The following is a 24,786-nucleotide window of genomic DNA, read 5'->3' on the forward strand; positions in this document are numbered from 1 at the left end:
ATCAGACGGCAGGCGGGAACGTTGCCTGCCGGTCCAGCGACACCGGGTCCGGCTCCGGGTGCGGCGCGCGTCACGCGCGCCGCACCGGCGTCATTTCAGGAGCTGCTCGAGCTGGAGCACGAACTCCCGCCGGAACTCGAGCTCGAGCACGAGCTGCCGCCGGAACTGGAGCTGGAGCACGAGCTTCCGCCGGAGCTTCCGCCCGCGCCTCCGCAGCTGGAACCTCCTCCGGAACAGGAACCCGAGGAGCACGACCCGGAGCCGCCGCCTCCACCGCCTCCGCCGCAGGAACTGCTTCCCGCGCACCACACGGGCGCCGGTCCCCAGTCGTCCATGGCCACGTGCGGCGCGGGACGCCTGCCCCGCCTCGGCGGTCCGTAGAACCGGGCGGCGGCGACGAGTTGCTCCCGCAGCACCAGATCCGGCAGCGCCCGCAGCCCGTGCACGGCCACGAGATGGCCGGCGTCGGCGAGATGACCGTATCCCCGCCCGTATGCGAAGAGCGCGTTCCGACCGGCCGGGGTGACCTGCCCGGCGGAGACCAGCCCGCAGACGATGGCCGTGATCCCGCAGGCCAGCAGCGCCGGCACCACCGCGAAGACGAACGGGACCGACACCTCGTCGGTGGCGGCGAAGTCCAGGATCGTCAGGACGATCGACAGCGGGAACAGGACGAAGGCCGTGAAGCCGAGTACGGCACACCACCGGGCCGTCGTGCGCTGGGCCGCGGGGGCGACGACGAGCCCGCGCGCCGCGAGTCCGTCACCGATCTCCTGGACCGCCGGATGCCGCATCACGGCGAGCCGCAGATGGTGCAGGGCTCCGTGCGGGGCGGCGGCGTGCGTCTGGAGCACGGCACGTTCCACCGGGTCGTACGCGACGGGGCGGACGACGGCCACGATCCCCGGGCCGCCGATCGCCAGCCTGCCGTCCGCCTGGAGGGCGGCGAGGGCGCTGTCGACGACCCTGGCAGGGCCGCCGTTGAGGAAGGCGACCTCGTACCGGTCGTGGACGGGCCCGCCGGGCCCGCCGCGCGTCCGGACGACCCGGCTGATGACCAGCGTGATGCCGGCGGTGGCGGCGAGGTAGAAAAGGACGATCAGGACGTTCATGGGCGTCTCACCTTCCGGCCAGTGCGTGACGAGCGGCCCGTACGAGCCGGGTGGCGCGGCCCGGAGGGCGGCTGCCGGAACGGTCCTGCCACCACCGGGTCAGCCGGCGCCGGGCCTGCGGGTCCTCCGGCCGTCCCGCCACCAGCAGGTGCTCGGCGAAGTCGAGGGCGTCCCGGCGGTAGCCGCCGGTCATGGGGCGGGACCTGGCGTACGCGAGGAACGCGGGCCGGAAGTCCTTGCCCAGGATCTCCGGCAGCTCGGGCGCGACCTTCGCGACGACCCCGGCCCGCTTCGCCGCGAGAGCCCGGCTCTGCACGCCGAGCCGCCGGCTGTCGAAGCCCTCGGGGACGGGGGTGCCGGCGACCAGTGAGGAGAGGAGTGAGGCCTGGGCGAGGCCTAGGCGCTGGCGGGCGGGGGTGGCGGGGGCGGTGGCAGGGGGTGCGGGTGTCGGCCGTCGGGCGCCGCGCGCGTGGGCTGTGCCCACCCTCCCCCAGACTTCGTCCGGGGGGACCCCCATCGCCCTTGCGGAACGTATGCCCACAGCCGTGGCGATCGTCTCCAGCTCGCTCGCCAGCTCATCCGCCGGTGGGAAGTCGTCGTCCCTCTCCAGTAGTACGCCCGGCGGTGATACCCGTGACGTGAGGTCCGTCAGGACGTCGAGGACCGCCGTCGGCACCGGGTGTGCGTGGGTGTCGTGCCAGACGCCGTCCCGCTCGACACCGCCCGCCACATGCACGTACGCGATCGCCTCGACCGGCAGTTCGGACAGCGCACGCGCTGGGTCCTCGCCCCGGTTGACGTGGTTGGTGTGCAGGTTGGCGACGTCGATGAGGAGCCGTACCCCCGTGCGCTCCACCAGCTCCGCCAGGAACCGGCCCTCCGACATCTCCTCGCCCGGCCAGCTGACGAGCGCCGCGATGTTCTCCAGGGCGAGCGGCACGGGCAGCGCGTCCTGGGCGATCCGCACGTTCTCGACGAGCACGTCGAGGGCGTCCCGGGTCCGGGGCACCGGAAGCAGGTGGCCCGCTTCGAGCAGCGGGGTCGCCGTGAGCGGCCCCCCGGCCCGTACGAACGCGATGTGTTCCGTGACCAGCGGCGCCCCGAGCGCCACCGCCTTCTCCCCGAGTGCCGCGAGCCGCGCCGGGTCGGGCCGGTCCGCGCCCCCGAGACCCAGCGAGACGCCGTGCGGGACGACCGTCACACCCCGCCCGCGCAGCCGGGTCAGGGAGTCGGGCAGGTGGTCCGCGCAGATGTTCTCCGCGACGACCTCCACCCAGTCGACGCCGGACAGTCCCTCCACCGCCTCCGCGATCTCGGGACGCCAGCCGATGCCGATGCCGAGTTCCGTCATGTCCCCCTCCTTCGGTCCCCAGTCACCCACGTGATGGCCCTCGCGGGAACGTTCGAACCCCAGGAGGGGGACGTTCAGAGCTTCATTTGAGGTTCGGCGACACCTGGGGAAACGCCGGGAACGCCGGGAACGCCGACACCACCGTGCACGAGCCCGGCGCGATCTCCGTGAAGCCCGCGTCCCGCACCACCGGCAGACCGCTCGTCGTCAGGCCCGCCCACTCCCCGGCCGCCGCCGTCCGTACCGCGAGCGGGAAACCCGCCTCCCGCCACGCCTCGCGCGCGTCCTCCGTCATCGCCCACCACAGCAGCTGCGCCCCGTGCCCGGCCTGCGCCATCGCCTTGCCCGCCGACATGTCGAGCTCGGGGCTGAACCACAGCACCGCCGCCCCCTCCGGTACGGGACCGGGCGCGGCCGGGTCGTCGAGCTCCGTGCCCGACACCTGGAGCTTGGCCAGCTCCTTGGGCCAGCCGTCGAGCGGGACCGGCGGGAAGACCCGTACCTCCGCCTCCTCACCGGTGACCGTGATCCCGGGCAGCGTGCTCGCGCGCCGCCACTCCGCGCCGCGCGCCCGGCGCACCACCTTCCGGATCCTGGCGTCCTGCCAGTCGGTCATGACCTGGGCCCACTCGCCCTCGCCGAGGGAACGGGCGTCGGTGAGGATCTCCAGGACGGCGCGCGCTGCGGTCTCCAGGGCGTCGGTACGGGCCGGGGGCGCGTCCCGCTCCATCCGGACGACCAGGGGGAGGACGAACTGGGGCTTCTCATCGCGAAGATCGGTGTCGTTGCTGCTCACCCGGCAAGTCTGCCACTGCCGTGACGTGCCGTTCTTGTGGGAATCGTCCCTTCCGGCCAGGATGCCCCCATGAAGAGCGATCTTTTTGCCGGCGAGCACCTCGCAGAGGCCGCCACCTTCCCGGGCATGACCCTGCAGAACGCCAAATCGGTCAAGTATACGGTCAACGGCGAGATGCACGCCCGCCAGGGTTCGATGATCGCCTTCCGCGGCGACCTCCAGTTCGAGCGCAAGGGCCAGGGCATCGGCGGTCTGCTCAAGCGCGCGGTCACGGGCGAGGGGCTGGCGCTGATGGCCGTGCGCGGCCAGGGCGAGGCCTGGTTCGCGCACGAGGCGCAGAACTGCTTCATCGTCGAGATCGAGCAGGGCGAAGCGTTCTCGGTCAACGGCCGCAACGTGCTCTGCTTCGACGCCACCCTCCACTACGAGATCAAGACGGTGAAGGGCGCCGGCATGACCGGCGGCGGCCTCTTCAACTCCGTCTTCTCCGGCTACGGCAAGGTCGCCCTGATCTGCGAGGGCTCCCCGATCGTCATCCCCGTCAGCCCGCAGGCCCCCGTCTTCGTCGACACGGACGCCGTCGTCGGCTGGAGCGAGCAGCTGCACACCTCGCTGCACCGCTCGCAGTCGCTCGGCTCGATGATGCGCGGCGGTTCGGGCGAGGCGGTGCAGCTGAAGCTGGAGGGACAGGGCTTCGTGGTCGTCCGCCCCAGCGAGGCCACCCCGCAGAAGAACTCGTCGAGTTGAGGCTGGAGCGGGTCGGACGCAGGCACGGCCTCCGGGGGCCGTGGGTCCTGCGCGAGGTCGGCCTCGACCTGCCCGCGGCGACGCTCGTCCGGGTCGTCGGCACGAACGGCACCGGCAAGTCCACGCTGCTGCGGCTCGTCGCCGGTGTCGACGCGCCCAGCGAGGGCCGGGTCACGGGCCGCCCGGCCCGTACCGCGTACGTCCCCGAACGCTTCCCGGTCGCCCTGCCGTTCACGGCCGCCGACTACCTGGTCCACCTGGGCCGGGTCCAGGGCCTCGGCCGGGCCGCGGCGCGGGCCGGGGCGGGGGAGTGGCTGGAACGCTTCGGGGCCGCGGAGCACGCGGCTACGGACATGGCGGAGCTCTCCAAGGGCACCAGCCAGAAGATCGCCGTCGCCCAGGCGTTCCTCGCAGAGCCGGCCCTGCTCGTCCTCGACGAGGCCTGGACGGGCCTGGACACGCGCGCGCGTGCGGAGCTGGACACGGCCGTACGCGAACGGCGTGCGGCGGGCGCGACGATCGTCTTCGTCGACCACGACCCCCGACGACTCGCGGGCGAGTCGGACGCGGTGTACGCGGTGGCGTCGGGCCGGGTACGGAAGGCGGAACCGGCACCCGAATCGGCAGCGGAGCCGAAGGCGTACGGGACGGCCTCGCCCGAGCGCGGAATCAGCCCCCCGGTCTCCCTCGTTCGTATCGCCGTCTCCGGTGGCCTCCGGCCGCTCCCCGCGCGGCTGCCCGGTGATCCCGTCGTCGCCGCGCCGGGGCCCGGCGAGACCACCACCGTCCTCACCGTCGACGCCGCCCACTCCGACGCCCTGCTCGGGGCGCTCCTCGCCGCGTCCTGGCACATCCACCACCTCACCACCGAAGGCGTACGGGTATGACGGCGCTCCTGCGCTACCAGACAGGGCTGCTGCTCCGCTCGCAGCGCTGGCTCGCACCGTTCCTCCTGTACGCGGCCTTCGTCGGCGTCGGCGTCAACCCGGGCGAGCGGGTGCTCGGCGCCCTCGGCTTCACGGCCGCCGCTCTCCTGCCGGTGACCGCCTGGACCGTACGGATCTGTCTGACGCAGGAGCCGCCCGCCGCCCGGAGCGTGCTCGCGGCGGCCGCCGGCCGTGGCCGGGCGCACCTCGCGGCGCTCGCCACCGGGACCGCCCTGCCCGCGCTGGTCGGCGCGGTCGCCGTGCTCGCGGTGACGGCGGTCTGCAACCGGCGAGGTGTCACGGCGCTCGCCGCCACGACCACCGGCCTCCTCGCGGCACTGGCCTGCGGCCTCACCGGCGCCGCCGTCGGCGCGCTGACCTCCCGGCCCTTCCTCCCCGCCCCCGGCTGGTCCCTCGCGGCCCTCGTCCTCGGCTCGTTGCTGGCCCTGGTGACCACGGGCTCCCCGGCGAAGCACGCGATGACCGCCCTGATCACCGGCTCGCGCACGGCGACGGCGGATCCCCCGTGGCTCGCCTGCGCCGGTGCCGTGTTCCTGCCCGCCGCGGCGGCGGTCCTCGCCTGCCGGGCCACGGCACGGCTGGAGTGAGTACGGGCTGAGGCTTCGCGCGTCGGGTCAGCGGCTCATGAGTTCGGAGACCTTCACGAAGCGGTAGCCGCGGGCCCGGAGTTCCGGGACGATCCGGCGGATCGCCCGCTCGGTGACGGGGGCGGCGCTGCGCGTGCAGTGCAGGACGACGAGGGAGCCGGGCTTCACCCCGTCGACGACCTGTTCGGCGACGGCGTCGGCGTCCTTGGCGAAGGCGTCGCCGCTGACCACGTCCCACTGGACGGCCGTTACTCCGGCGGGGGCGAGCGCGCGCAGGGCCGCGTCGTCGTAGCAGCCGCCGGGGAAGCGGAAGTACGGGACGACGTTGACGGCCCCGGCGTCGCGGAAGGCGTCGAAGGCCCGCTGGACGTCGGCCGTCATGTCGGGGCCCGCGACGGTCGGGAGGCCGTAGCAGGGGGACGCGAAGGCGTAGTGGCTGTAGGAGTGGTTGGCGATCTCGAAGAGCGGATCGCCGCCGATGGACTTCGCCTGGTCGGGGTACTCCTCCGCCCAGCGGCCCGTCATGAACACGGTCGCGTCCACCTTGAGCCGCCGCAGGGTCGCGATGAGCTCCGGATTGTCGAAGCGTTCGCCGCGCGCGGCCCGTGGCCCCTGGTCGGCCGTCATGTCGGCGTCGAAGGTGAGCGCGACGACCTTCTCGGCGCCCTTCGCGCGGCGCTCGTACACGGGGGTGAGACCGCCGGGCCCCGGCGCCATGGTGGGCGGCGCGGCGGGGACGCGCGCGGGCTTGGGCCCGGCGGCCGCCGCGCTGGCCCGGGGGGAGGGGCTCCCGCTGGTGGTCGCGGTCGGCTTCTTGGGCGGGGCGGTCTCGGCGGCGCCTCCGCCGCAACCGACAAGGACGGTGCCCAGAAGACCAAGCGTTGCCATTCTTCGTACAGAGGTGTTCACGATCGGAAGTTATCTGATCAATGTCGTTCAAGCTCGCGACGCGGCAACAGCACCGCCACCCGAGTCACCACCCGAGTCCCTCATGTCGCCAGGAGCCGCCGCCGGCACTCGTCCACGTCGTAGTCCCCCGGCGGATACCTCGGGTCCAGGGCCTCCAGGTGCTCGAGGAGCAGTCGGCTGATCGCCCAGTTGCGGTACCACTTGCGGTCCGCGGGGACCACGTACCAGGGGGCCTCGTCCGTCGAGCAGCGCTCCAGGGCGATCTCGTAGGCCTCGCGGTACGCCGGCCAGAGCGCGCGTTCCTCGATGTCGCCCGGGTTGAACTTCCAGTGCTTCTCGGGGTTGTCCAGGCGCTCCAGGAGCCGCTCGCGCTGTTCCTCGTACGAGAGGTGGAGGAAGACCTTGACGACGCTCACGCCGTCCTCCGCGAGGGACCTCTCGAAGCGGTTGATCTGCTCGTAGCGGCGGCCGAGCTGCGCGCGGGGGACCAGCTCCCGCACGCGCGCGATGAGGACGTCCTCGTAGTGCGAGCGGTCGAAGATGCCGATCTCGCCCGGTGCGGGGAGCGCCTTCATGATCCGCCAGAGGAAGGGGTGGTTCCGTTCCTCCTGGGTCGGGGCCTTGAAGGCGTGGATGCGGCAGCCGGACGGGTTGAAGAGGCCGATCACGTGCTTGACCGTGCCGCCCTTGCCGCTGGTGTCCATGCCCTGGAGGACCAGGAGGACCCGCCGCCGGTCACCGGCCGTGCTCGACGCGTACAGCCGTTCCTGGAGGTCCGCGAGGTGCGGCGCGAGGGTGGCGGTCGCGGCCAGACCGGCCGCCTTGTCGGTGGGACCCGCCGGAATCGCCGAGGGGTCGTACGCGGTGAGGTCGACGCGCTCGCCCTCGGGGACGCGCAGCACCTCCCGGAGGGCCCGTGCCGGTGTCGCTTGCGATTCGGGGCGCGGTCCGCGCTTGCCCGGTCCGTCGTTCTTCGGCATCCCGTTCCCCTTCCGCCGCCTCGCCGCCCGTCTTCCCCCGATCCTGCGACGGAACCCGGCCGCCCGCGAGCGCGGGCGGCCGGGTCGGAAGGGCGACGGCTCAGGTCAGCACCACGGGCCCGTCACCGCGAACGTCGTCCCCGGGGTGTAGCAGTTCACGTACATCGTCTGCCGGTCGGGCGAGAAGGCGACGCCCGCGAACTCGCCCCACTCCGGGGCCTCGGGGGTGCCGATGTTCTGCGCGCCCCGGGCGAGCGCGTACACCTCGCCCTTCCTGCTCACCCCGTAGACGTGCTGCGCCCCGTCGCCGTCCTCGCACACCATCAGGCCCCCGCTCGGCGCCAGACAGATGTTGTCCGGTGACTCGCCCGGCAGCTGGATGTCGGTGCTCGGGCCGAAGACGACGACGAGCGTGAGCCGGCGCCGGTGCGGCTCGTACTTCCAGACCTGCCCGAAGTGCGTGGCGCGGGAGCCGTCCTTGACGCGCGCGAAGGAGGACACGAAGTACACGGCGTTCCCGCCCCAGTAGCAGCCCTCCAGCTTCTGCGCGTGCGTGATGCCCTTCGGGCCGAAGTCCTGGAGCCTGATGGGGGTCTCCACCGCCTGCGGATCCGGTACGGGGACCCACTCGACGCCCTCGAAGCGGGCGCCCGTCTCCTGGATCAGCGACAGGTCCGGCACGCCCGGCACCCGCATGGCCTCCAGGGCGCCGCCCGCGCGCAGCGAACCGGTGCCGCCGAGCGGCCTGTGGGGCAGGAAGCGGTAGAAGAGGCCGAAGGGACGCTGGAAGGCGTCCTCCGTCTCGTACACGATGCCGTTCGACGGGTCGATCGCGATGGCCTCGTGCTGGAAGCGGCCCATCGCGGTGAGCGGGACGGCCCCGGTGCGGTGCGGGTCGGCGCCGTCGACCTCGAAGATGAAGCCGTGGTCCTTGGTGTAGCCGTTCGTCCCGGCCTTGTCCTCGTTCTCCTCGCAGGTCAGCCAGGTTCGCCAAGGGGTGGGCCCGCCCGCGCAGTTGACGGCGGTCCCGGCGATGGCGACCCGCTCGCCGAGGACGTTGTTCCGGCCGTCGAGTTCGAGCGCCGTGCAGCCGCCCTTGGCAGCCGGGTCGTACGTCAGGCCGGGGACGGTCGGGACGCCCGCGGTCGCGGTGCTGCGGTTCTCGTGGTTGCGGACGAGGTGCGTACGGCCCCGGCGGCCGGCGAAGGCGCCCATGCCGTCGGGGTTGCCGGGGACGCGGCCCTCGCCGGAGCGGAGCGGTTCGCCCTGCCGGGAGAGGACCTGGTAGCGGAAGCCGGCCGGGAGGTCGAGGAGTCCGGCCGGGTCGGGGACGAGGGGGCCGTAGCCGCCCCCGTTCCCGCTCCCGGCGGCGGCCGCGCTGCCGGCGAAGAGTTCGGAGAGGGCGCCGGTGAAGGCGATCCCGACGGCGGAGGCGCCGGTGCGGGACAGGATCTGACGTCGTGTCGCGGACATGAGGCAACCACTTTTCCTGTTGGCGGACAGGGGGTGTGCGATGACGTGTGACCCGCATGTGTGTATCACGCACGGTGGTGGCACGTGAACCATGCGGGTCACAACTGCCTTGTGTGGCGCCTGTTTCGATCCGTGGTGGCGATCAGGCCAGTTCGGCGGTGAGGGTGATCGTCGTGCCCGTGAGCGCCTGGCTGACCGGGCAGTTCTTCTTCGCGTCCTCCGCGAGCTGCTGGAACTCGTCCGCGTCCAGGCCCGGGACCTCGCCGCGCACGGTGAGGTGGATGCCGGTGATGCCCTGGCCCGGCTGGAACGTGACGTCGGCCTTGGTCTCCAGGCGGGTCGGCGCGCTGCCGGCCTTGGCCAGGATGTTGGAGAAGGCCATCGAGAAGCAGGAGGAGTGCGCGGCGGCGATCAGCTCCTCGGGGCTCGTCTTCCCGTTCGGCTCCTCGGTACGGGCCGGCCAGGAGACGTCGTACGAGCCGAGACCGGAGGAGTCGAGGGTGACGACACCGGAACCCTTGAGGAGGTCGCCCTGCCAGACGGTGTGTGCGTGGCGCACGGTGGCCATGTGAATCCCTTTCGATCGGGTACGGCCCCCAAGCTACTGCGCCACAAGCCCCTTCGCGTCGCGGGCGAGCGCGGTGAGCCGGGAGATCGCCCGGAAGTACTTCTTGCGGTAGCCGCCGTTCAGCATCTCGTCGCTGAAGAGCCGGTCGAAGGGGAGGCCGGAGGCGAGCACGGGTATCTCGCGGTCGTAGAGCCGGTCGGCCAGGACGACGAGGCGGAGGGCCGTCGACTGGTCGGGGACGGGCCGGACGTCGGTGAGGCAGACGGCGGTGAGGTCGTCGGTGAGCGCTCCGTACCGGCTCGGGTGGACTCTGGCCAGGTGTTCGAGCAGGTGCGGGAAGTCGTCGAGGGAGGCGCCGGGCACCGCGTACGCGGTCTCGGTGACGACCTGGTCGGAGTGGGGCGCCGGGGCCTCGGGGAGGCCGCGGTGGCGGTAGTCCTCGCCGTCGATCCGCAGGGGCTGGAAGTGGGCGGAGAGGCCCTGGATCTCGCGGAGGAAGTCGGCGGCGGCGAAGCGGCCCTCGCCGAGCTTGCCCGGCAGGGTGTTGGAGGTGGCGGCGAGCGCGACGCCCGACTCGACGAGCTTGCGGAGCAGGCTGGAGACGAGGACGGTGTCGCCCGGGTCGTCGAGCTCGAACTCGTCGATGCAGAGGAGCCGGTGCTCGCCGAGGGTCTTCACCGTCTGCTGGAAACCGAGCGCGCCGACCAGGTTGGTCAGCTCGACGAAGGTGCCGAACGCCTTCAGCGCGGGCTCGGCGGGGGTCGCGTGCCACAGCGAGGCGAGCAGGTGGGTCTTGCCGACGCCGTACCCGCCGTCCAGGTAGACCCCGCGCGGCCCGGTGGGGGCGGCCGGCTTCCTGGCGAACCAGCGGCGCTTCCCGGAACCGGAGGCGTGCGCTCCGCCCAGGCCCTCGGCGAAGGAACCCAGCGCCTTGACGGCGTCCGTCTGGCTGGGCTGGTGCGGGTCCGGGAGGTAGGTGTCGAACCGTACGGAGTCGAAGCGCGGCGGCGGCACCATCTCCGCGACGAGACGGTCGGCGGGGACGTGGGGCTCTCGGGAGCAGAGCGAGAGCGGGGCCGCTGGGGCGGATGCGGCTTCGGTAAGGGCACGGGTCGACACAGTTCCCCACTGTAAGCGCCATGTCAGACTGCGAGGATGCGACGCCTGTTCCCTGTGACCTACACGACAGACCCCGCGAACGCCCTGGGGGCCGAGGCCGAGACCGCCACCGGGGAGGTGTCCGCCGCCGGCCGGGAGCGGTCCCTCGCCGCCCGGGAGCGGTCGCTCGCCGACCGGGCGTGGTCCCTCGACGAGCTCGCCGACGCCTACGCCTACCCCGAGCTCCCCGCGGGGGGCTCGTGGCTGCGGGCCAACATGGTCTCCTCGCTCGACGGGGCCGGACAGCACGACGGGCGCTCCCAGCCGCTCTCCTCCGACACCGACATGCGGATCTTCGGCACCCTGCGGGCTCTCGCCGACGTCGTCGTCGTGGGTGCGGAAACGGTACGCCTGGAGGGTTACCGCCCGGCACGCGCGCGTGAGGCCTTCGCGGACCGCCGCGTCGCCGCCGGGCAGGGCCCGGCGCCCGTGATCGCCGTGGTCAGCGCCTCCCTGGAGCTGGACTTCTCCCTTCCGCTCTTCACCGGGCCGCTGGTGCCGACCCTGGTCCTCACCGGGGCGGCGGCCCCCGCCGACCGGGTCGCGGCCGCCCGCGCGGCCGGTGCCGAGGTCCTGGTGGCGGGCGAGGGCGCGGGGGTGGAGCCGGCCCGGGCGAGGGCGGTGCTCGCGGAGCGCGGGCTCCGGCGGCAGCTGACCGAGGGCGGGCCCCGCCTGCTCGGCCAGTTCGTGGCGGCGGACGTCCTCGACGAGCTGTGTCTGACCGTCTCGCCGACGATGACGGCGGGGGGCGCCCAGAGGATCGCCGGAGGGCCCGCGGTGGCGGTCCCGACACGCTTCGCCATGGCTTCCGTGCTGGAGCAGGACGGCTTCCTCTTCACCCGATACCGTCGGATCTGACAATCGGCGGAATTTGTCGTTCCGCTTTCCGTCCGCTGGGCACACTTATGTCGCAGACCCCGTGCGGGCACGGGGAAGGATGGTTTCCGCAGAAGGGCTCCTGAGGTGTTCACAAGCGTTCTCATGATCGAGAAGCCCCTGACGTCCGTCGACGTGGAGTTCGTCACCACACTGCACGGCGACGAGGGCGTGTCCTTCATCGTCCTGATGCAGCCGCGGGGTGACCAGGCCGATGTACTCCTGCGTGCCATCGACGACGTCGCCATGGGCGAACTGAAGGAAGCCGCCCGCGAGGGCGACGAACCGGAGGGCAAGGAGGCCAGAGTCCCCGCCGAGGTGGCCCTGGAGCACTCGCTCCAGGCACTGAGAAACGCCGGCTGCGAAGCGGTCGGACAGGTCGTCGAGGACCACCCGCTCAGCAAGATGAAGGCGGTCGTCGACGAGTCGAAGGCGGACGAGGTGATCGTGCTCACCGCCCCGCACTACGTGGAGGAGTTCTTCCACCGGGACTGGGCCTCCCGGGCCCGCCACAAGGTGGGCGTCCCCGTGCTCAAGCTCTTCGCCCACAGTGAGCAGGTGGACGAGTAGGCAGCCGGAAGACACCGGGGCCCGGGTCCGCGCCCCCTGGCAGAGGGCGCGGACCCGGGCCCCGCACGGCACCGGGCCCCGCCGTGGCCAGCAGGGGCCACCCGGCCGGAACCACTAGGCTGGGGTTTTCCGAGCACGACGCACCCCGGGGAGAGATCCGCATGGCACCCGCCATCCCTGCCGCCATGGAACGGCCGCACTTCATCGGCATCGGCGGTGCCGGAATGTCGGGCATCGCGAAGATCCTCGCCCAGCGCGGCGCCAAGGTCGCCGGCAGCGACGCCAAGGAGTCCGCGACCGCCCAGTCGCTGCGCGCCCTGGGCGTCACCGTGCACATCGGCCACGCCGCCGAGCACCTCGCCGACGACGCCTCCGCCGTCGTCGTCTCCAGCGCCATCCGCGCCGACAACCCCGAGCTGGCCCGCGCCGCCGAGCTCGGCATCCCCGTCGTCCACCGCTCCGACGCGCTCGCCTCCCTCATGGACGGCCTGCGCGCGATCGCCGTCGCCGGTACGCACGGCAAGACGACGACCACCTCGATGCTGGCCGTCGCCCTCACCGCGCTCGGCCTCGACCCCTCGTACGCCATCGGCGGCGACCTCGCGGGCCCCGGCACCAACGCCCTGCACGGCGACGGCGAGGTCTTCGTCGCCGAGGCCGACGAGAGCGACCGCAGCTTCCAGAAGTACGACCCCGAGGTCGCGATCGTCCTCAACGTCGAGCTGGACCACCACGCGAACTACGCCTCCATGGACGAGATCTACGAGTCCTTCGAGGCCTTCACCGCCAAGATCCGCCCCGGCGGCACCCTGGTCGTCGGCGAGCACGCGGGCGCCCGTGAGCTGGCCCGCCGGGTCGCCGACCGCGAGGGCCTGAGCATCGTCACGGTCGGCGAGACCGAGGACTCCGACGCCCGCATCCTGAAGATCGTCCCGAACGGGATGAAGAGCGAGGTGACGGTCGCCCTCGACGGCGTCGAGCACACCTTCACCGTCTCCGTCCCCGGCCGCCACTACGCCCACAACGCCGCCGCGGCCCTCGCCGCCGGCGCCCGCGTCGGCATCGACCCGGCCGAGCTCGCCCAGGCCCTCACCGCCTACACCGGCGTCGGCCGCCGCCTCCAGCTCAAGGGCGAGGCCAAGGGCGTCCAGGTCATCGACTCGTACGCGCACCACCCCACCGAGATGACCGCCGACCTGGAGGCCATGCGCGGCGCCGCCGGAGCCTCCCGGCTCCTCGTCGTCTTCCAGCCCCACCTCTTCTCCCGCACCCAGGAGCTGGGCAAGGAGATGGGCGACGCGCTGGCCCTCGCCGACGCGTCCGTCGTCCTCGACATCTACCCGGCCCGCGAGGACCCGATCCCGGGGGTCACCAGCGAGCTGATCATCGCCGCCGCACGGAAGGCGGGCGCCGACGTGACGCCCGTACACGACAAGGACGAGGTGCCGGAGGCCGTGGCGGGAATGGCCGGACCCGGCGATCTCGTTCTGACGATGGGCGCGGGAGACGTCACGGACCTCGGTCCGCGGATCCTCGACCACCTGTCGAAGTAGTCGAAGCAGCGGTCGCAGCAGCAGAGGGAGCGAGCTCATGGCGTACGACGTCGAGAAGCCGGACGAGCAGTGGCGTGCGGAGCTGTCCCCCGCGGAGTACCAGGTACTGCGCCAGGCGGGCACCGAGCCCGCCTTCCGCGGTGAGTACACCGACACCACCACCCAGGGCGTCTACTCCTGCCGGGCCTGCGGCGCGGAGCTGTTCACGTCGAACGAGAAGTTCGAGTCCCACTGCGGCTGGCCGTCCTTCTTCGACCCGAAGGACAGCTCCGCCGTCGAACTGATCGAGGACCGCACCCACGGCATGCTCCGTACCGAGGTCCGCTGCTCCCGCTGCGGCTCGCACCTCGGCCACGTGTTCGAGGGGGAGGGGTACCCCACTCCGACGGACCAGCGGTACTGCATCAACTCGATCTCGCTGCGGCTGGAGCCCGGAGGCAGCTGATCGTTCCCGCCGATCCGGGGGACACGGTGGGCGGACTTCCCTAGGGTGTGCGGTGACACACAGGGGGAGACCGCATGGCACGCAGAGCATTACCGTCGCTTCCGACCTACCGCAAGGACGCGGTGACCCGGCAGCTGTGCGCGCACGTCCACCTCGACGAGGACTTCGCCCACGAGGTGGACACCGAGCTCACCGCGGACCGGATGACGGCACTCGGACTTCCCCTCGGGATCCACCTGATCGCCCTCGCCCGCCACGCGCGGGCGGCGGTGCGCCGCTCCGAGCGGCGCGACCGCCTCCTGTCCCGCCTCTTCCTCGCCCTCTGGGCCGGGCTCGCCGTCCTGGTGTGGGGCGTGGTGAGCGGCAACACCGCCGGCCTGTGGGCGGGCGGTGGGATCGTGCTCGGCTCCCTCGCCGGCGCCTGGTGGGCCGTCCACGCCGCCCTGTCGGGGGCCTGGAACGCGGCCCAGGACGTGTACTGGGGCACCGAACGCCCCGAGACCCTCGCCGACCCCGTCGAACAGGTGGCGGAGGACCGGCTCAGGGCACTGGCCAAGGCCAACGTGGTGCCGTACACGGCCGCCGCCGCCCGCACCCACCCCTTCGTCGGCAGCGGAACGAAGATCAAGGACGTCGTCTGGCAGCCCATCGACGTCTCGCGGCCCGCCGAGGACCCGGCCAACCCCGGACGCAAGCTGACCATCGTCCCCTTCGACGCCGTGGACCTGCACACCTACGTCGCCAAGGAGATGGCGAAGATCGCGGGCCTCGAAGGGCTCCGCGCCCGCAACCGGCTCTACGTGAGCGGCGACCACGTCCCACTCCTCGCCGACGAACTCCTGGAGGGACCGCAGGGCCGGCCCCGCGCCCAGATCGACACCGACCTCGTACGGACCGGACTGCTCCACCCCGGAGCCGGGATGCGGACCTTCCTCAGCCTGGAGCGCGTCAGCGACGGCGGCCGGGTGATCGTGACCATGCAGCTCCGGGCCCGGCTCCACCACCCCAGCCTCTCCTGGGAGGTGCTGGTCTTCGTCATCCCGCCCGTGGACGACACCGTCTACAACCGCGTGGGCTCCCTGCCGTTCCGCGGCTTCGAGCGCACCTGGAAGCTGCTCTCCGCCACCCGGCGCGCCTGGGGGTCCGACCTGCGGGGAGCCTGGCGGCGCAACTCCGAGCGGCGGGGCCGCGCCCGGGGCAGGGCCCGTGAACTCAAGCACTGGCGCAGGGAGATCTCCGAACGGCAGCTCGTCTTCGACCACGGGGCGACCGGGAGCATCCGGGAGAGCGTCTCGTCCTGGGACCAGATGCTGCACAACGACCGCGCCGACTCCCGGGACTACCTGCACCGGCTGCAGAGCGGCGTCCTCACCGCCACCGAACGGTTCCTCAAGGACCACCACGTGGACACCAGTTCGTACGATCAGGCGGTGCAGGTGATCAGCACCCAGACGTACAACATCTCCGGCGACATCCACGGCAGCAACGTCGGCAACCACGGCGTCGTCAACCAGCACGGAGCGGGCGGGCAGCAGGGGGCGCCGGCCCAGCCCGGCTACGCCCAGCCCTGAGCGAGAGGAAACCCATGAACACGTACAACTTCCACGGCCAGGTGTCCGGGAGCAACATCGGGGACAACGGCCGGGTGGAGATCCACCAGTACGGCACGGACCCGGCGAGCGCCGTCGCGATGGCGGCCCGGCTCGTCCAGTGGCTCCGCGACGAGGCGGCGGCCCGCACCGCCGTCGAACAGGCCGAGGCGGTGCACGGCGAACTCGTCAGCGCCCAGCGCGAGCAGCGCCCCGCCGACCAGGGCCGCATCCGGTCCGCGTTCGCCGCCATCGAACCGTACGTGGCCGTCGGCAGCGGCGGTCTCGCCCTGGTCCAGGGGATCGCCGGCATCGTCGGCATGTGATCCCCTGGCGGGCTCCCGAACGACGGGCGCTAGCGGGCGCGTACCTCCGCCTTGGCGCCACCGTCCAGTTCCAGGGCGAGCCCGGAGCGCAGCGGCACCGTCTGGCCGGGGACGACCTGCTGGGTGGTGCCGTCGGAGCGGGTGCCCGTCCAGGCCGTGGAGGACCGGTTGGCGAGCCCGTACCGCCCCGGCTTCTGCGGATGCTCCACGAGCTCGGCCACCAGGCTCCCCTCCGAGTAGTCGTGCCGCGAGGGCTCGGGGCTCAGATGGTGCAGATGGATCCGGGCGGCCCGGCCGAGCATGATGTGCCGCTCCGCCCTCGGCGGCGGGGTCGTCACCACGAGCCGGGGCGGCAGCACGAGGGTGCTGCGGCAGCCGTCCTTCCAGCAGGTGCCGGGGGTGGCCGCGCCCGGCTCCGTCATGTTCTCCCGGCCGCAGTTCGCGCACTCCACCACGGCGTCACGGACGGCCCGCAGCGCGTCCCGCCACTGCGACTCGCGGACCCGGGCCGACGGCTCCCGCAGCCCGACCGTGAAGTTCTGCACGAACAGCGCCTGCACGGACGGCGGCACCAGCGGCCACAGGGCGAGCACCGTGGAGTGCTCGACGGGGTCCGGCCGGTTGTCCGTGTACTGCGGGTCGAAGACGAACAGCGGCTCGCGGCCGTACAGCTTGCGCTCCGCGTTCTCGTCCAGGCAGTGGATGGCCAGCTCACGGGCGCCCTTGAGCGGGTGGTGGTTCATCAGGAACATGAACAGCAGGACCGAGAGCGAGTGCAGGTCGCTCTGGGTCCCCGGCTGGGCGCCGGGGTCCCCGCGGACCAGCTCGGGAGCCATGAACCCCATGGTCCCGGAGATCCCGCTCTGGTCCCCCTCCACCACCGCGTTGTCGTTGTCGCAGACGAGGACCTCGCCGGTGGCCGGGTCGAAGAAGATGTTGCCCCAGGAGATGTCCCGGTAGGCGATCCCCTTGGAGTGCAGCGCCTGGTACGCCTCGACCGTGTACAGACAGGCGGTGAGCAGGGCCCGGAAGGACGTGTTCACCGTGCGCCGGAACAGCTCGGGCAGCCCGCGGAAGCGGTCCGGCCGGACGTCCATCAGATAGCCGAAGCGGTCGGCGCCCGCGCTGACGAAGGCCGTCGGCCAGAGGAACCTGTCGTCGTCGAAGTCGCGGGTCACCAGGTCTTCGACGACCCGGCGCTGCTGCGGGGTCGCGCTGTCCGGGTAGTACCACTTGAGGGCCTTGACGCTGCCGTCGGGCAGGCCGACCCGGTACACCTCGCCCTGGCCGCCTGAGCCGAGCAGGCGGTCGACGACGATCGTCTGCCCGCTGTCGGTGATCAGCGTGTCTCCGCTGTCGAGCATGCCGCTCATGGTCGTTCTCTCTCCTCGCAGTAGGGGATCCGCGGGTCGACGGGGCTGCTTTCCCGACCCTTCACGGCCTCTTCGGACGTGGCCTTGTCGGTGGTGGCGGCCTCGGCCGGGCGGCGGGCGAGGACCAGGGTGGTGTCGTCGCCCGAGTGCCGGGACGCCTCGGCCAGCCACCGCGGGATGTCCTCGGCGACGCCGGGGACCCCCCGCTCGGCCAGCCGCCGGTGCAGCCCCGCCGCGAACTCGGTGAAGCCCTCGTCCGAGACGAAACTCTTCGACAGGCCGTCCGTGGACAGCGCGACCAGCCGGGGAGCCCGCTCCGGATCGGGCAGCGGCTCCCAGTGCACCCGGACCGACCGCCACGCGTGCCGCATGCACAACGAGGCAGTCTCGTCGCCGAGTTCGGCCCGTACGGGCGCCAGCGGCATCCTCACCTCGCCGTCGCCGTCCACCACGGTCAGCTCGCCGTCGCCCAGCTGCCAGGCGACGAACAGGTCCGGCGTGAGGACCGCGCCGATCAGGGTCGACCCGTACAGCCGCAGGATCGGCCCGGGGGACTTCGGGTCCTCGTCCGGGGTGGGATGGCGGTCCCAGTGGCCGAGGACCCTGCCCTGCCAGTCCCTGACCAGCCGCTCCGGCAGCCCGATCCGGGCGTAGTCCCGCAGCCGCCCGCGCCAGCCCGCCCGGTCGCGGTCGGCCACGGACATCGCGAACTCGCGGGCCCGGTCCGCGAACAGGTCCGTCGCGAAGTGCGCGCCGAGGTGGCTCCGGGGGTACGAGGCCGAGCCGTGCCCGTCGGCGACGGTGAGGACCAGCGGATCCTCGGCCGTACCGGCGCCGAGGACCAGGCAACGGTCCTGGTTCCGCGCCTTGTTGACGCCCTGGATGCTCTCGTGGAAGGTCTCCCAGGCCGGTGGGGCGGTCACCACACGTCGTCTTCGTCGTCGTCGTCGGAGAGGACGGGGGGCGCGTACGGCGCCGGCTTGACGGTGGTGTCGTTCGAGCCGGCCACCGGCTGGGACGCCGCCTTGACCGCCGCCGTCGAGGCCCAGCGGATGGCGGCGGCCAGCTGCTTGGGGCTGTTCGCGTCGAGCGGGCGCAGCTCCGGGTTGGCCAGGAACTCCTGGAGCACGCTGCGGTCGGCGTCGGAACCGATCGCGATGGCGACCCGTACCGCCTTGCGGCCCCACGGGGTGGCGTCGATCGCCTTGAGCCCGGCGCGCCAGTCGTCCGTCGGCACGCCGTCCGAGACCAGGGCGATCACCGGCTTGAGGGCCCGCTCGGGCATCGGCGGGGTACGCAGCTCCCCGGCCACCAGGTGCAGGGCCTCGCCCAGGTTGGTCGTGCCGTCGGGCTGCACGTCCTGCCAGGTGAAGTCGTCCACCGCCACGGGGTCCTTGTGGTGCCAGCGGGCGGTGGTGGAGAAGGTGATCGTACGCAGCAGCAGCTGGGCGGCCGGGTTGTCGTGCGCCACCGAACGCATCTCCGGGATCGCCTCCCGGATCGCGTAGTTCAGCTGCCCGATCTTCTCGCCGAGCATCGAGTACGAGCAGTCGAGCAGCCAGATGAAGTGCACCGGGCGGTTCGCCATGGGGCCGCCGGGGATCTCGGTCACGAGAATCCTCCTGAGGATGGGTGGGGATCGGATGAGGGGAAGGGAAGAAGAAGTACGGAAGAGGCGGAGGGGGAGGGAGCGGGGGCGGGGGTACGGAGGAGGAGCGGCCGGCGACCGGTCACCAGGTCTCCTCCCACAGCAGCCGCACCTCCTCGACGAGGCCGGGCAGGGCGTACAGGACGCCGAAGACGGCCGCCCCGAACACCACGGCACAGGCCGTCACGAACAGCGCCATGACCGCCTTGCGGGACCGCGCCACGCGCGGAGTCACCACCGTCATCCCCGTCGAACCCCCTGTCCCTTCGTGTCGGTACGGCGCCCCTGCCGGGGGATCGGCCCCCGCGACTCGACCAGCGCGCCGACCCGGAGCCCCGAGCGGGCGAGCAGCCACAGCACCGGCTCCGCCGCCCGCCGCCGCTCGGAGTCCAGCGCTCCGGTGCCGGTGGCGGCGGAGGCGCTGATCGCCCAGAAGCCCGCCGTCTTGAAATCGTGCGTGAAACCGCGGACGAGGCCGCCGAGGCCGATGGCGCAGAGCCACTCGTCGACCCGCGCCCCCGGGGCGGGCAGCGACTCGATCCGGTCGAGGACGTCCCGTTTGGTGACCACCACGGCCACGGGCAGGTCACCACGGCCGCCGGTGAGCGCGGCGAGTTCGCCGGTGAGTCCCTGGTAGGTGTCGACGGGCCCCTGGGCGGCGGGCCGCGCCCCGTCCGCGAGGGTGTCGTCGGCGTCGTGCAGGGCGCGCCGTACCGTACGGTCGGCCAGGACGTCGACGACGAAGAGGACACCGTCGGCGTGCGCGAGGTACTGCTGTTCGCGCACCCGGTCGGCCTGGTGCAGCGACTCGCCCATCGGGTCGTAGAGGTACAGGAGCCGTCGGCGCCGTCCCCTGCCCACCAGGATCATCCAGGCGCGCTGGTCGCCCTGTGTCTTGCGCGCCCAGTCGTTCTGTTCGAGCTGCCGGTCGAGCGCCTCGCCGTCCTGCTGGTCGGCGTCCGATGCGAACTCCATCCGGAGGTCCCCGCGCTCCGACCAGGAGCGGAGCCCCGCCACGACGGCCGCCACGAGCATCGTCTTGCCCGAGGACGAGCCGCCGATCAGGGGCACGTGGACGACCCGCGTCGTCCCCACCGACGGCGGCAACGGCCGTGCGCACGAAGGGCATTCGGCGGGGGTGCGGCCCCGGCCCGAGAGGAGGGAGGCGGGGAGCCGGGCGCCGCAGCGGCAGGCGTGCCGGAACACCCCGTACCGCCCGGGCCGCAGCGAGGTGTGGACCTCCTGGCACTGCGGGCAGGGGTGGGCCGCGAGCGGGAACGGCCGGTGGCAGCCGGGGTGCGGGCAGACCGTCCGCACCCCGCGCAGCAGCAGCGAGCCGCGCTCAGCGGTCCGTATGACGCCGACGGTCAGGACCCAGGACGTCCAGACGAGCGCGACAAGTGCGCAGAACACGGTGAGGACGAGGGTGTGGAGCGCGGTGGCGAGCAGCGCGGCGACGGTCGCGCCGAGCGTCGTGCCGGGCGCCACGAGCCGCATGACCAGGCGGGTGAAGGCGTTCGCGCCCCGCCTGTTCGAGCCCGGCCGCCGGCCCCGGAAGAGCCGCCCGGCGGTGACCATCCAGTGCGACTGCCACAGCGTCCACAGCGCGCGGTAGGAGCGGCGTACGGCGCCGGCCGTGTCGATCCACGACTGCCGGTGCCAGTACGACGGGTGGGCCGGTTCCGTCCCGATCGTGAGGACCCGTTTGTCGGACCGCCCCGGCCGGAACGGGCCGAGCGCCTTTCCGGCGCTCCGGCAGGCCGTGGCCAGGAACACCCAGAACGCGTAGGTCACGCAGACCAGGAGGGCGGTCGCGCCCGTGACCGCCACGAGTACGTCGACGGTGATCCCGGTGAGCTCGGCACCCGTCATGTCGACCGCCCTCTCGTCGGCTCGTTCGTCGTCGTCCCGTGCGATGCCGGCCCGCTTGCTGTCAGTTCTCTCGTCCTCAGCCCGCTCGTCGTCAGCTCGTTCGTCGTCATCGGCCCTGCTTTCCGTCGGGCGGCTTCACGTCGCCCCGCCAGGGGGACGTCGGCGTCGCCGGTTTGCGCCCGCGTCGCCGGAGGAAGCGGCCCAGACCGCCGGTGGGCCGGTTCCACGCCTCGAAGTCGGCCGCGCGGTTCGCCGACAGACGCCCGAGCGCCTGCTCCACCGCGAAGACCTCCCCGTCGGTGAAGCCCTGGACGACGGGCCGCAGCACCTCGTCGAGGAGCGCCCGGCGCGTCAGGTCCCACCGGGGGCTCGCCCCGACGTGGGCGCTCCAGTCGACGAAACAGTCCGCAGCCCGGCTGGGGGTCTCGCGCAGCACGTTGCGGAAGACCGGCGTACGGGCCGCCGAGGCGTAGGCGGCGATGAGGTCGCCGTCGTCGCTGCGGGCCAGCTCCCCGAGTTCGTCGCCCGGCCGGTCCCGGTCGAGGAGCCGCCGGGCGAGCACGGCCGTGGCACGGTCGCGGACATTGGGCCGCGCGGAGCCGGCGAGTGCCCGGACGCGGGACGTCCAGCCGCTGCCCTTGCGCTCCTCCATGTCGTGGACGAGCGACAGCAGCCTCAGGTCGTCGAGGATCGAACGCCCCACGGCGTCGGGCGCGGTGGCGAGGAGCTGCCGGGCGAGGAGCGGAGCCTCCTTGTCGTCGGTCGGCGCGTCGACCGCCGCGGCCACCAGGTGGTCCCAGGTCCCGGCGGCGATGTGCGGCCGGGCCCCCGTCTCGCTCAGGAGCTGGGACGCCTCGGCCGCCGTCGGCACGCGGTCGTCCCAGACCAGCGCGAACGCCGTACGCAGGACCAGGGAGCTCTCGTGGTGGGGCACCCCGGCGATCCGGAGCAGTTTGTGCAGCTCGCCGTTGCGGTCGCGGAACCACGCCTGCTCCCGCTCGCGCTCCCGCACACCGGCGCCGTCGGCGGCCCGTACGCCGGAACCGGAACCGGAACCGGAGACGCCCCCCGTGCCTCCCGGCCGGAGTGTCGGGGCCGCCACGCACATCCGGAGGTGGGGCAGCGACCCGGGCGTTCCGTCGACCGGCAGCCGGGCGTCCCGCAGGGCGCGGGAGACGCCCGGCGGGTCGTCGGAGGCCCGTGCGTCGAGGAGGAAGGACACCTCGTCGCGCAGGGCGCCGGAGTCGGCGAGCGCGTCCCGGATCGCCTCGGCGGTGGCGGTGCCCGGCCGGCTCAGGAGACCGTCGCGGAACCGCTCGGCGAGCCCGGCCGACAGGTCCTCGTGCGCGACCCCGAGCAGCCGCGCCACCCGCAGCAGTTCGATGACCCGGGTCAGCGGCGTCAGCGGGTCCCGGAGCGCCCGGCGCAGCTCCTCGCCGGACTCGGCGGCCAGCTCGCCCCGGTACGGCTCGGGCAGCGCCTCCGGCGGCAGCGGCGGCAGGGCCGTCGCCCCGCCGCGTACGGCCCGGCTGACGAGCCGCGCGGTGAGCGGGGCCGTCAGGGCGACGGAGACACGCCCCTGCAGCGCCCCGAGGAGGTCCGCCAGGGTGTCCGAGGGCAGTTCGGGCGCGCCGGAGTCCACATCGCACACGGCCCTGAGGAAGCGGGTGAGCGTCGCCTCGTCGAGGGCGCCCGGGTGGGCGCGTACCCACGCGACCGCGTCCGTCCGCGCGTCCTCGGGGACCGCGATGCCCCGCGCCAGCGCGATCGCGGCCAGCGGTCCCGACGCGAACGGCTCCGCCCCGGCGGTCTCGGCGGCCCGGCGGAGGAGCTGGTGCGCGCCGGCGGCCCAGACGGCCGCCGCGGTGCGCGCCCAGGCATCGGCCCCGGCGGCCGGGGCGGCCGAGGGGTCGGAGCAGTCGTGGACGCTGTACCGGTGGGGCTGCCCGGACACGGACCTGACGTCCTCCGGGCGTACCCCGATGATCTGCTGGCGGGCCTGCTGCGGACGCCGGGTGTACGTGGTGAACGTCAGGGCCCGGGCGAAGTCCCGGGGCAGCGCGGCGTTCACCAGCATCACCCAGTGCGCGATCCGCCGGGTGTCCTCCTCGGCGAGCACGATCTGCGGGGCGTGCGGGGTCTCGGCGAGGCGCCGCAGATCGGCCAGGACGGCCGCGAGCCGGGGCAGCCGCTCGGCCGCGAACGCCGTGAGCTCCGCCTCGAGGCCGGCCGGGTGGGCCGGGGTGAAGGCGTCGAGCGCCGGTGGTGTGCCGTCCTCGGGGGTGCGGTCGGCCCACTGCGGCGCGCCCCACGCGGCGATCGGCGGCAGATCGCCGGGCAGCCGGTCGCCCGCGGTCAGATGGACGGCGTGGGCGTGGAAGTTGCCCCACCGTCCGCTGTAGTCGGCGCCCGTGTACACGGTACGGCTGAGCAGTCCGCTGCCGTCGGAGAGCCGCGTGTAGCTGAACATCTCGGGGAACAGGGCGAGGTCCGAGGGCGTGGGGCGCGACGGGGCGTCCCGGGGCGGCTCGTACCCGATGAGCTGCTCGGCCTCGCGGAGTACGGACGAGGGGACGCCCGGGGTGACGGCGGTGAACCGGAATCCGGAACCGTCCGGTCCGGGCGGCGCCGACGTGTAGTGCATCTGGGGCAGGCTCATGCCGCGGACCCCCCCTTGGGTCCGCCGTCGCGCGGCGGCTTGGCGACCGGGATCAGACCGCGCCGTCCGAGGAGCCACAGGAGCGGGTCCTCGACGCGGACCGGCTGCGGACCGGACTTCGGCGCGTCGGCGGGGGCGTCGGAGGGCGGAGGGGAGCCGAGCGCGGACAGACCGAAGAGCGACACCGTGGAGAAGTCCCGATCCAGCTGCCGCCAGAGCGCCCCCGAGTCCCAGCCCTCCATCAGCGACCGGGTCTCCTCGTGGACGGCGAGCCGGTCGGCCTCGTCGAACCGGCCGCCGGAGTGCGGGGTGTTGCGCAGCAGCGGGGAGTGCGGGTCGAGCAGCGACCGCAGCGTGTCCGACTTGGTGACGGCGACGGCGAGCGGGGTGTCCACCCGGCCGCGCGAGCCGCTCCGGCGGTGCGAGCGCAGCTGGGTGGCGACGTCGGCGGCGATCTGCAGGGCCGGGGTCTCGCGCGAGGGCAGCGGCGGCCCGCCGTCCTCGGGCAGCGCGTCCCGTACCGCCCCCAGCTGGAGCGGGTCGACGAGCAGGATAATGCCGTCGGCCGCGCTCAGGTACTGGGTGTAACGGGTCATCGACTCGGCCGACTTGAGGTCCTCACCAGCCGCGTCGAAGAACACGAGCGCCGTGTGCCGGCTGCCCTGGCGGCCCTGCCTCGGCAGGCTCAGCCGGTACAGCAGCGGATCGTTGAACCCGGTCGCGGCGGGCCGGGTCGCGCCGGGCAGCCGCAGCCGCTCGTACAGGTCCTCGGCCATCTCGCGGTCACGGCTCTGGCTCTCGTCGCCCATGGCGGCGAGCGCCGCCCCGTACGCCTGCCCGACCCGGTGCCGCAACTCGTTGACCAGGACCGACACATAGGTGCTCTTGCCGGACGCCTTCGCCCCGATCAGCGCGATGATCCGGCTGTCCTGGGCGCAGTAGTCGCTGGGCAGGTCGCTGTGGCAGGCCGCGCACACCCGGACGGGCGTGGCCACCCCGCAGCGCGGGCACTCGGCCCGCCCGCCTCCGCCGCGCAGTCTGCCGAGTCCGCCGCGCGCGGCGAAGACCGGGCCCCGCATGTACGCGGCGGGGGGCGCCGCGGCGCCCGTGAAGCTCGCCCACAGGTCGTCCCGCTCGGGGTCGCAGGGGGTGCCCCCGCGCAGTCCGGTACGGGACATCAGACAGCGGTACGGGAGGCGCGAGGCCTGGGAACGGTCGAAGCAGTACGGGCAGATCACCGTCGTCAT

24 protein-coding genes are annotated in these 24,786 nt (G+C 73.2%); 9 read left to right on the forward strand and 15 right to left on the reverse strand.

Annotation, left to right across the window (positions count from 1 at the left end; all coding sequences use genetic code 11):
• Positions 1-95: 95 nt before the first annotated feature.
• The 3 genes from ABT034_RS27730 to ABT034_RS27740 all read right to left on the reverse strand — a co-directional run bounded on the left by ABT034_RS27730 (position 96) and on the right by ABT034_RS27740 (position 3,259).
• Positions 96-1,112, reverse strand: a complete 1,017-nt coding sequence (locus tag ABT034_RS27730) for a TIGR04222 domain-containing membrane protein (protein ID WP_351219775.1) — start codon at positions 1,110-1,112, stop codon at positions 96-98.
• Positions 1,113-1,119: 7 nt separating this feature from the next.
• On the reverse strand, positions 1,120-2,463 hold the full coding sequence (locus ABT034_RS27735) for an MbnB/TglH/ChrH family RiPP precursor modification enzyme (protein WP_351219776.1): 1,344 nt from the start codon (positions 2,461-2,463) through the stop codon (positions 1,120-1,122).
• A gap of 82 nt (positions 2,464-2,545) precedes the next feature.
• Positions 2,546-3,259, reverse strand: coding sequence for a peptidyl-tRNA hydrolase (locus ABT034_RS27740; protein ID WP_351219777.1), 714 nt, complete (start codon positions 3,257-3,259; stop codon positions 2,546-2,548).
• Positions 3,260-3,328: 69 nt separating this feature from the next.
• Here ABT034_RS27740 and ABT034_RS27745 point away from each other — a divergent pair, with 69 nt between their 5' ends.
• Genes ABT034_RS27745 through ABT034_RS27755 form a run of 3 tightly spaced genes read left to right on the forward strand, consistent with a single transcriptional unit; the run spans position 3,329 to position 5,540 of the window.
• The gene (locus ABT034_RS27745) at positions 3,329-4,006 is read left to right on the forward strand and encodes an AIM24 family protein (protein WP_351219778.1); all 678 of its coding nucleotides are present in this window, start codon (positions 3,329-3,331) and stop codon (positions 4,004-4,006) included.
• Positions 4,003-4,893 (forward strand): ABC transporter ATP-binding protein, encoded by an 891-nt coding sequence (locus ABT034_RS27750; protein WP_351219779.1) that lies wholly within the window; start codon positions 4,003-4,005, stop codon positions 4,891-4,893. The genes ABT034_RS27745 and ABT034_RS27750 overlap by 4 nt, the downstream gene beginning before the upstream one ends.
• The gene (locus tag ABT034_RS27755; protein ID WP_351219780.1) at positions 4,890-5,540 is read left to right on the forward strand and encodes an ABC transporter; all 651 of its coding nucleotides are present in this window, start codon (positions 4,890-4,892) and stop codon (positions 5,538-5,540) included. The genes ABT034_RS27750 and ABT034_RS27755 overlap by 4 nt, the downstream gene beginning before the upstream one ends.
• A gap of 27 nt (positions 5,541-5,567) precedes the next feature.
• Here the strand turns inward: ABT034_RS27755 and ABT034_RS27760 are convergent, their stop codons facing one another.
• The 5 genes from ABT034_RS27760 to zapE all read right to left on the reverse strand — a co-directional run bounded on the left by ABT034_RS27760 (position 5,568) and on the right by zapE (position 10,589).
• Positions 5,568-6,428: a polysaccharide deacetylase family protein gene (locus tag ABT034_RS27760; RefSeq protein ID WP_351219781.1), complete on the reverse strand. Its 861-nt coding sequence runs from the start codon at positions 6,426-6,428 to the stop codon at positions 5,568-5,570.
• A gap of 101 nt (positions 6,429-6,529) precedes the next feature.
• The gene (locus ABT034_RS27765) at positions 6,530-7,429 is read right to left on the reverse strand and encodes a PPK2 family polyphosphate kinase (RefSeq protein WP_351219782.1); all 900 of its coding nucleotides are present in this window, start codon (positions 7,427-7,429) and stop codon (positions 6,530-6,532) included.
• A 105-nt stretch (positions 7,430-7,534) separates the two neighbouring features.
• On the reverse strand, positions 7,535-8,902 hold the full coding sequence (locus ABT034_RS27770) for an alkaline phosphatase PhoX (RefSeq protein WP_351219783.1): 1,368 nt from the start codon (positions 8,900-8,902) through the stop codon (positions 7,535-7,537).
• A 142-nt stretch (positions 8,903-9,044) separates the two neighbouring features.
• The gene (locus tag ABT034_RS27775; protein WP_351219784.1) at positions 9,045-9,470 is read right to left on the reverse strand and encodes an OsmC family protein; all 426 of its coding nucleotides are present in this window, start codon (positions 9,468-9,470) and stop codon (positions 9,045-9,047) included.
• Positions 9,471-9,503: 33 nt separating this feature from the next.
• On the reverse strand, positions 9,504-10,589 hold the full coding sequence (gene zapE / locus ABT034_RS27780; RefSeq protein WP_351219785.1) for a cell division protein ZapE: 1,086 nt from the start codon (positions 10,587-10,589) through the stop codon (positions 9,504-9,506).
• Positions 10,590-10,625: 36 nt separating this feature from the next.
• On the opposite strand from zapE, the gene ABT034_RS27785 reads away from it, so the two are divergent.
• The 6 genes from ABT034_RS27785 to ABT034_RS27810 all read left to right on the forward strand — a co-directional run bounded on the left by ABT034_RS27785 (position 10,626) and on the right by ABT034_RS27810 (position 15,987).
• On the forward strand, positions 10,626-11,486 hold the full coding sequence (locus ABT034_RS27785; protein WP_502973072.1) for a pyrimidine reductase family protein: 861 nt from the start codon (positions 10,626-10,628) through the stop codon (positions 11,484-11,486).
• A 105-nt stretch (positions 11,487-11,591) separates the two neighbouring features.
• Positions 11,592-12,074, forward strand: a complete 483-nt coding sequence (locus ABT034_RS27790; RefSeq protein WP_351219787.1) for an indole-3-glycerol phosphate synthase — start codon at positions 11,592-11,594, stop codon at positions 12,072-12,074.
• A 161-nt stretch (positions 12,075-12,235) separates the two neighbouring features.
• Positions 12,236-13,627: a UDP-N-acetylmuramate--L-alanine ligase gene (gene murC, locus ABT034_RS27795; RefSeq protein ID WP_351219788.1), complete on the forward strand. Its 1,392-nt coding sequence runs from the start codon at positions 12,236-12,238 to the stop codon at positions 13,625-13,627.
• A gap of 37 nt (positions 13,628-13,664) precedes the next feature.
• Positions 13,665-14,072: a peptide-methionine (R)-S-oxide reductase MsrB gene (gene msrB, locus ABT034_RS27800; RefSeq protein WP_351219789.1), complete on the forward strand. Its 408-nt coding sequence runs from the start codon at positions 13,665-13,667 to the stop codon at positions 14,070-14,072.
• Between the two features lie 74 nt (positions 14,073-14,146).
• Positions 14,147-15,643, forward strand: coding sequence for an AbeC-like domain-containing protein (locus tag ABT034_RS27805; RefSeq protein ID WP_351219790.1), 1,497 nt, complete (start codon positions 14,147-14,149; stop codon positions 15,641-15,643).
• Positions 15,644-15,657: 14 nt separating this feature from the next.
• Entirely contained in the window at positions 15,658-15,987 is a 330-nt protein-coding gene (locus ABT034_RS27810) for a hypothetical protein (protein WP_351219791.1), read from the forward strand.
• 29 nt (positions 15,988-16,016) lie between these two features.
• Here ABT034_RS27810 and ABT034_RS27815 read toward each other — a convergent pair whose 3' ends face one another.
• From ABT034_RS27815 to ABT034_RS27845, 7 genes are all read right to left on the reverse strand, one after another.
• Positions 16,017-17,360, reverse strand: coding sequence for a protein kinase domain-containing protein (locus ABT034_RS27815; protein WP_351219792.1), 1,344 nt, complete (start codon positions 17,358-17,360; stop codon positions 16,017-16,019).
• Positions 17,357-18,283: a PP2C family serine/threonine-protein phosphatase gene (locus ABT034_RS27820; protein WP_351219793.1), complete on the reverse strand. Its 927-nt coding sequence runs from the start codon at positions 18,281-18,283 to the stop codon at positions 17,357-17,359. Before ABT034_RS27820 ends, ABT034_RS27815 begins: the two co-directional genes overlap by 4 nt.
• On the reverse strand, positions 18,280-18,948 hold the full coding sequence (locus tag ABT034_RS27825; RefSeq protein WP_351219817.1) for a vWA domain-containing protein: 669 nt from the start codon (positions 18,946-18,948) through the stop codon (positions 18,280-18,282). The genes ABT034_RS27820 and ABT034_RS27825 overlap by 4 nt, the downstream gene beginning before the upstream one ends.
• A gap of 142 nt (positions 18,949-19,090) precedes the next feature.
• Positions 19,091-19,252 (reverse strand): hypothetical protein, encoded by a 162-nt coding sequence (locus ABT034_RS27830; RefSeq protein ID WP_351219794.1) that lies wholly within the window; start codon positions 19,250-19,252, stop codon positions 19,091-19,093.
• On the reverse strand, positions 19,249-20,880 hold the full coding sequence (locus ABT034_RS27835; protein WP_351219795.1) for a TRAFAC clade GTPase domain-containing protein: 1,632 nt from the start codon (positions 20,878-20,880) through the stop codon (positions 19,249-19,251). The genes ABT034_RS27830 and ABT034_RS27835 overlap by 4 nt, the downstream gene beginning before the upstream one ends.
• 106 nt (positions 20,881-20,986) lie before the next feature.
• The gene (locus tag ABT034_RS27840) at positions 20,987-23,539 is read right to left on the reverse strand and encodes a GTPase-associated protein 1-related protein (protein ID WP_351219796.1); all 2,553 of its coding nucleotides are present in this window, start codon (positions 23,537-23,539) and stop codon (positions 20,987-20,989) included.
• On the reverse strand, positions 23,536-24,786 hold the full coding sequence (locus tag ABT034_RS27845; RefSeq protein ID WP_351219797.1) for a TRAFAC clade GTPase domain-containing protein: 1,251 nt from the start codon (positions 24,784-24,786) through the stop codon (positions 23,536-23,538). The genes ABT034_RS27840 and ABT034_RS27845 overlap by 4 nt, the downstream gene beginning before the upstream one ends.

The organism is Streptomyces sp. NPDC002773, from assembly GCF_040295605.1.
GTDB lineage: Bacteria > Actinomycetota > Actinomycetes > Streptomycetales > Streptomycetaceae > Streptomyces.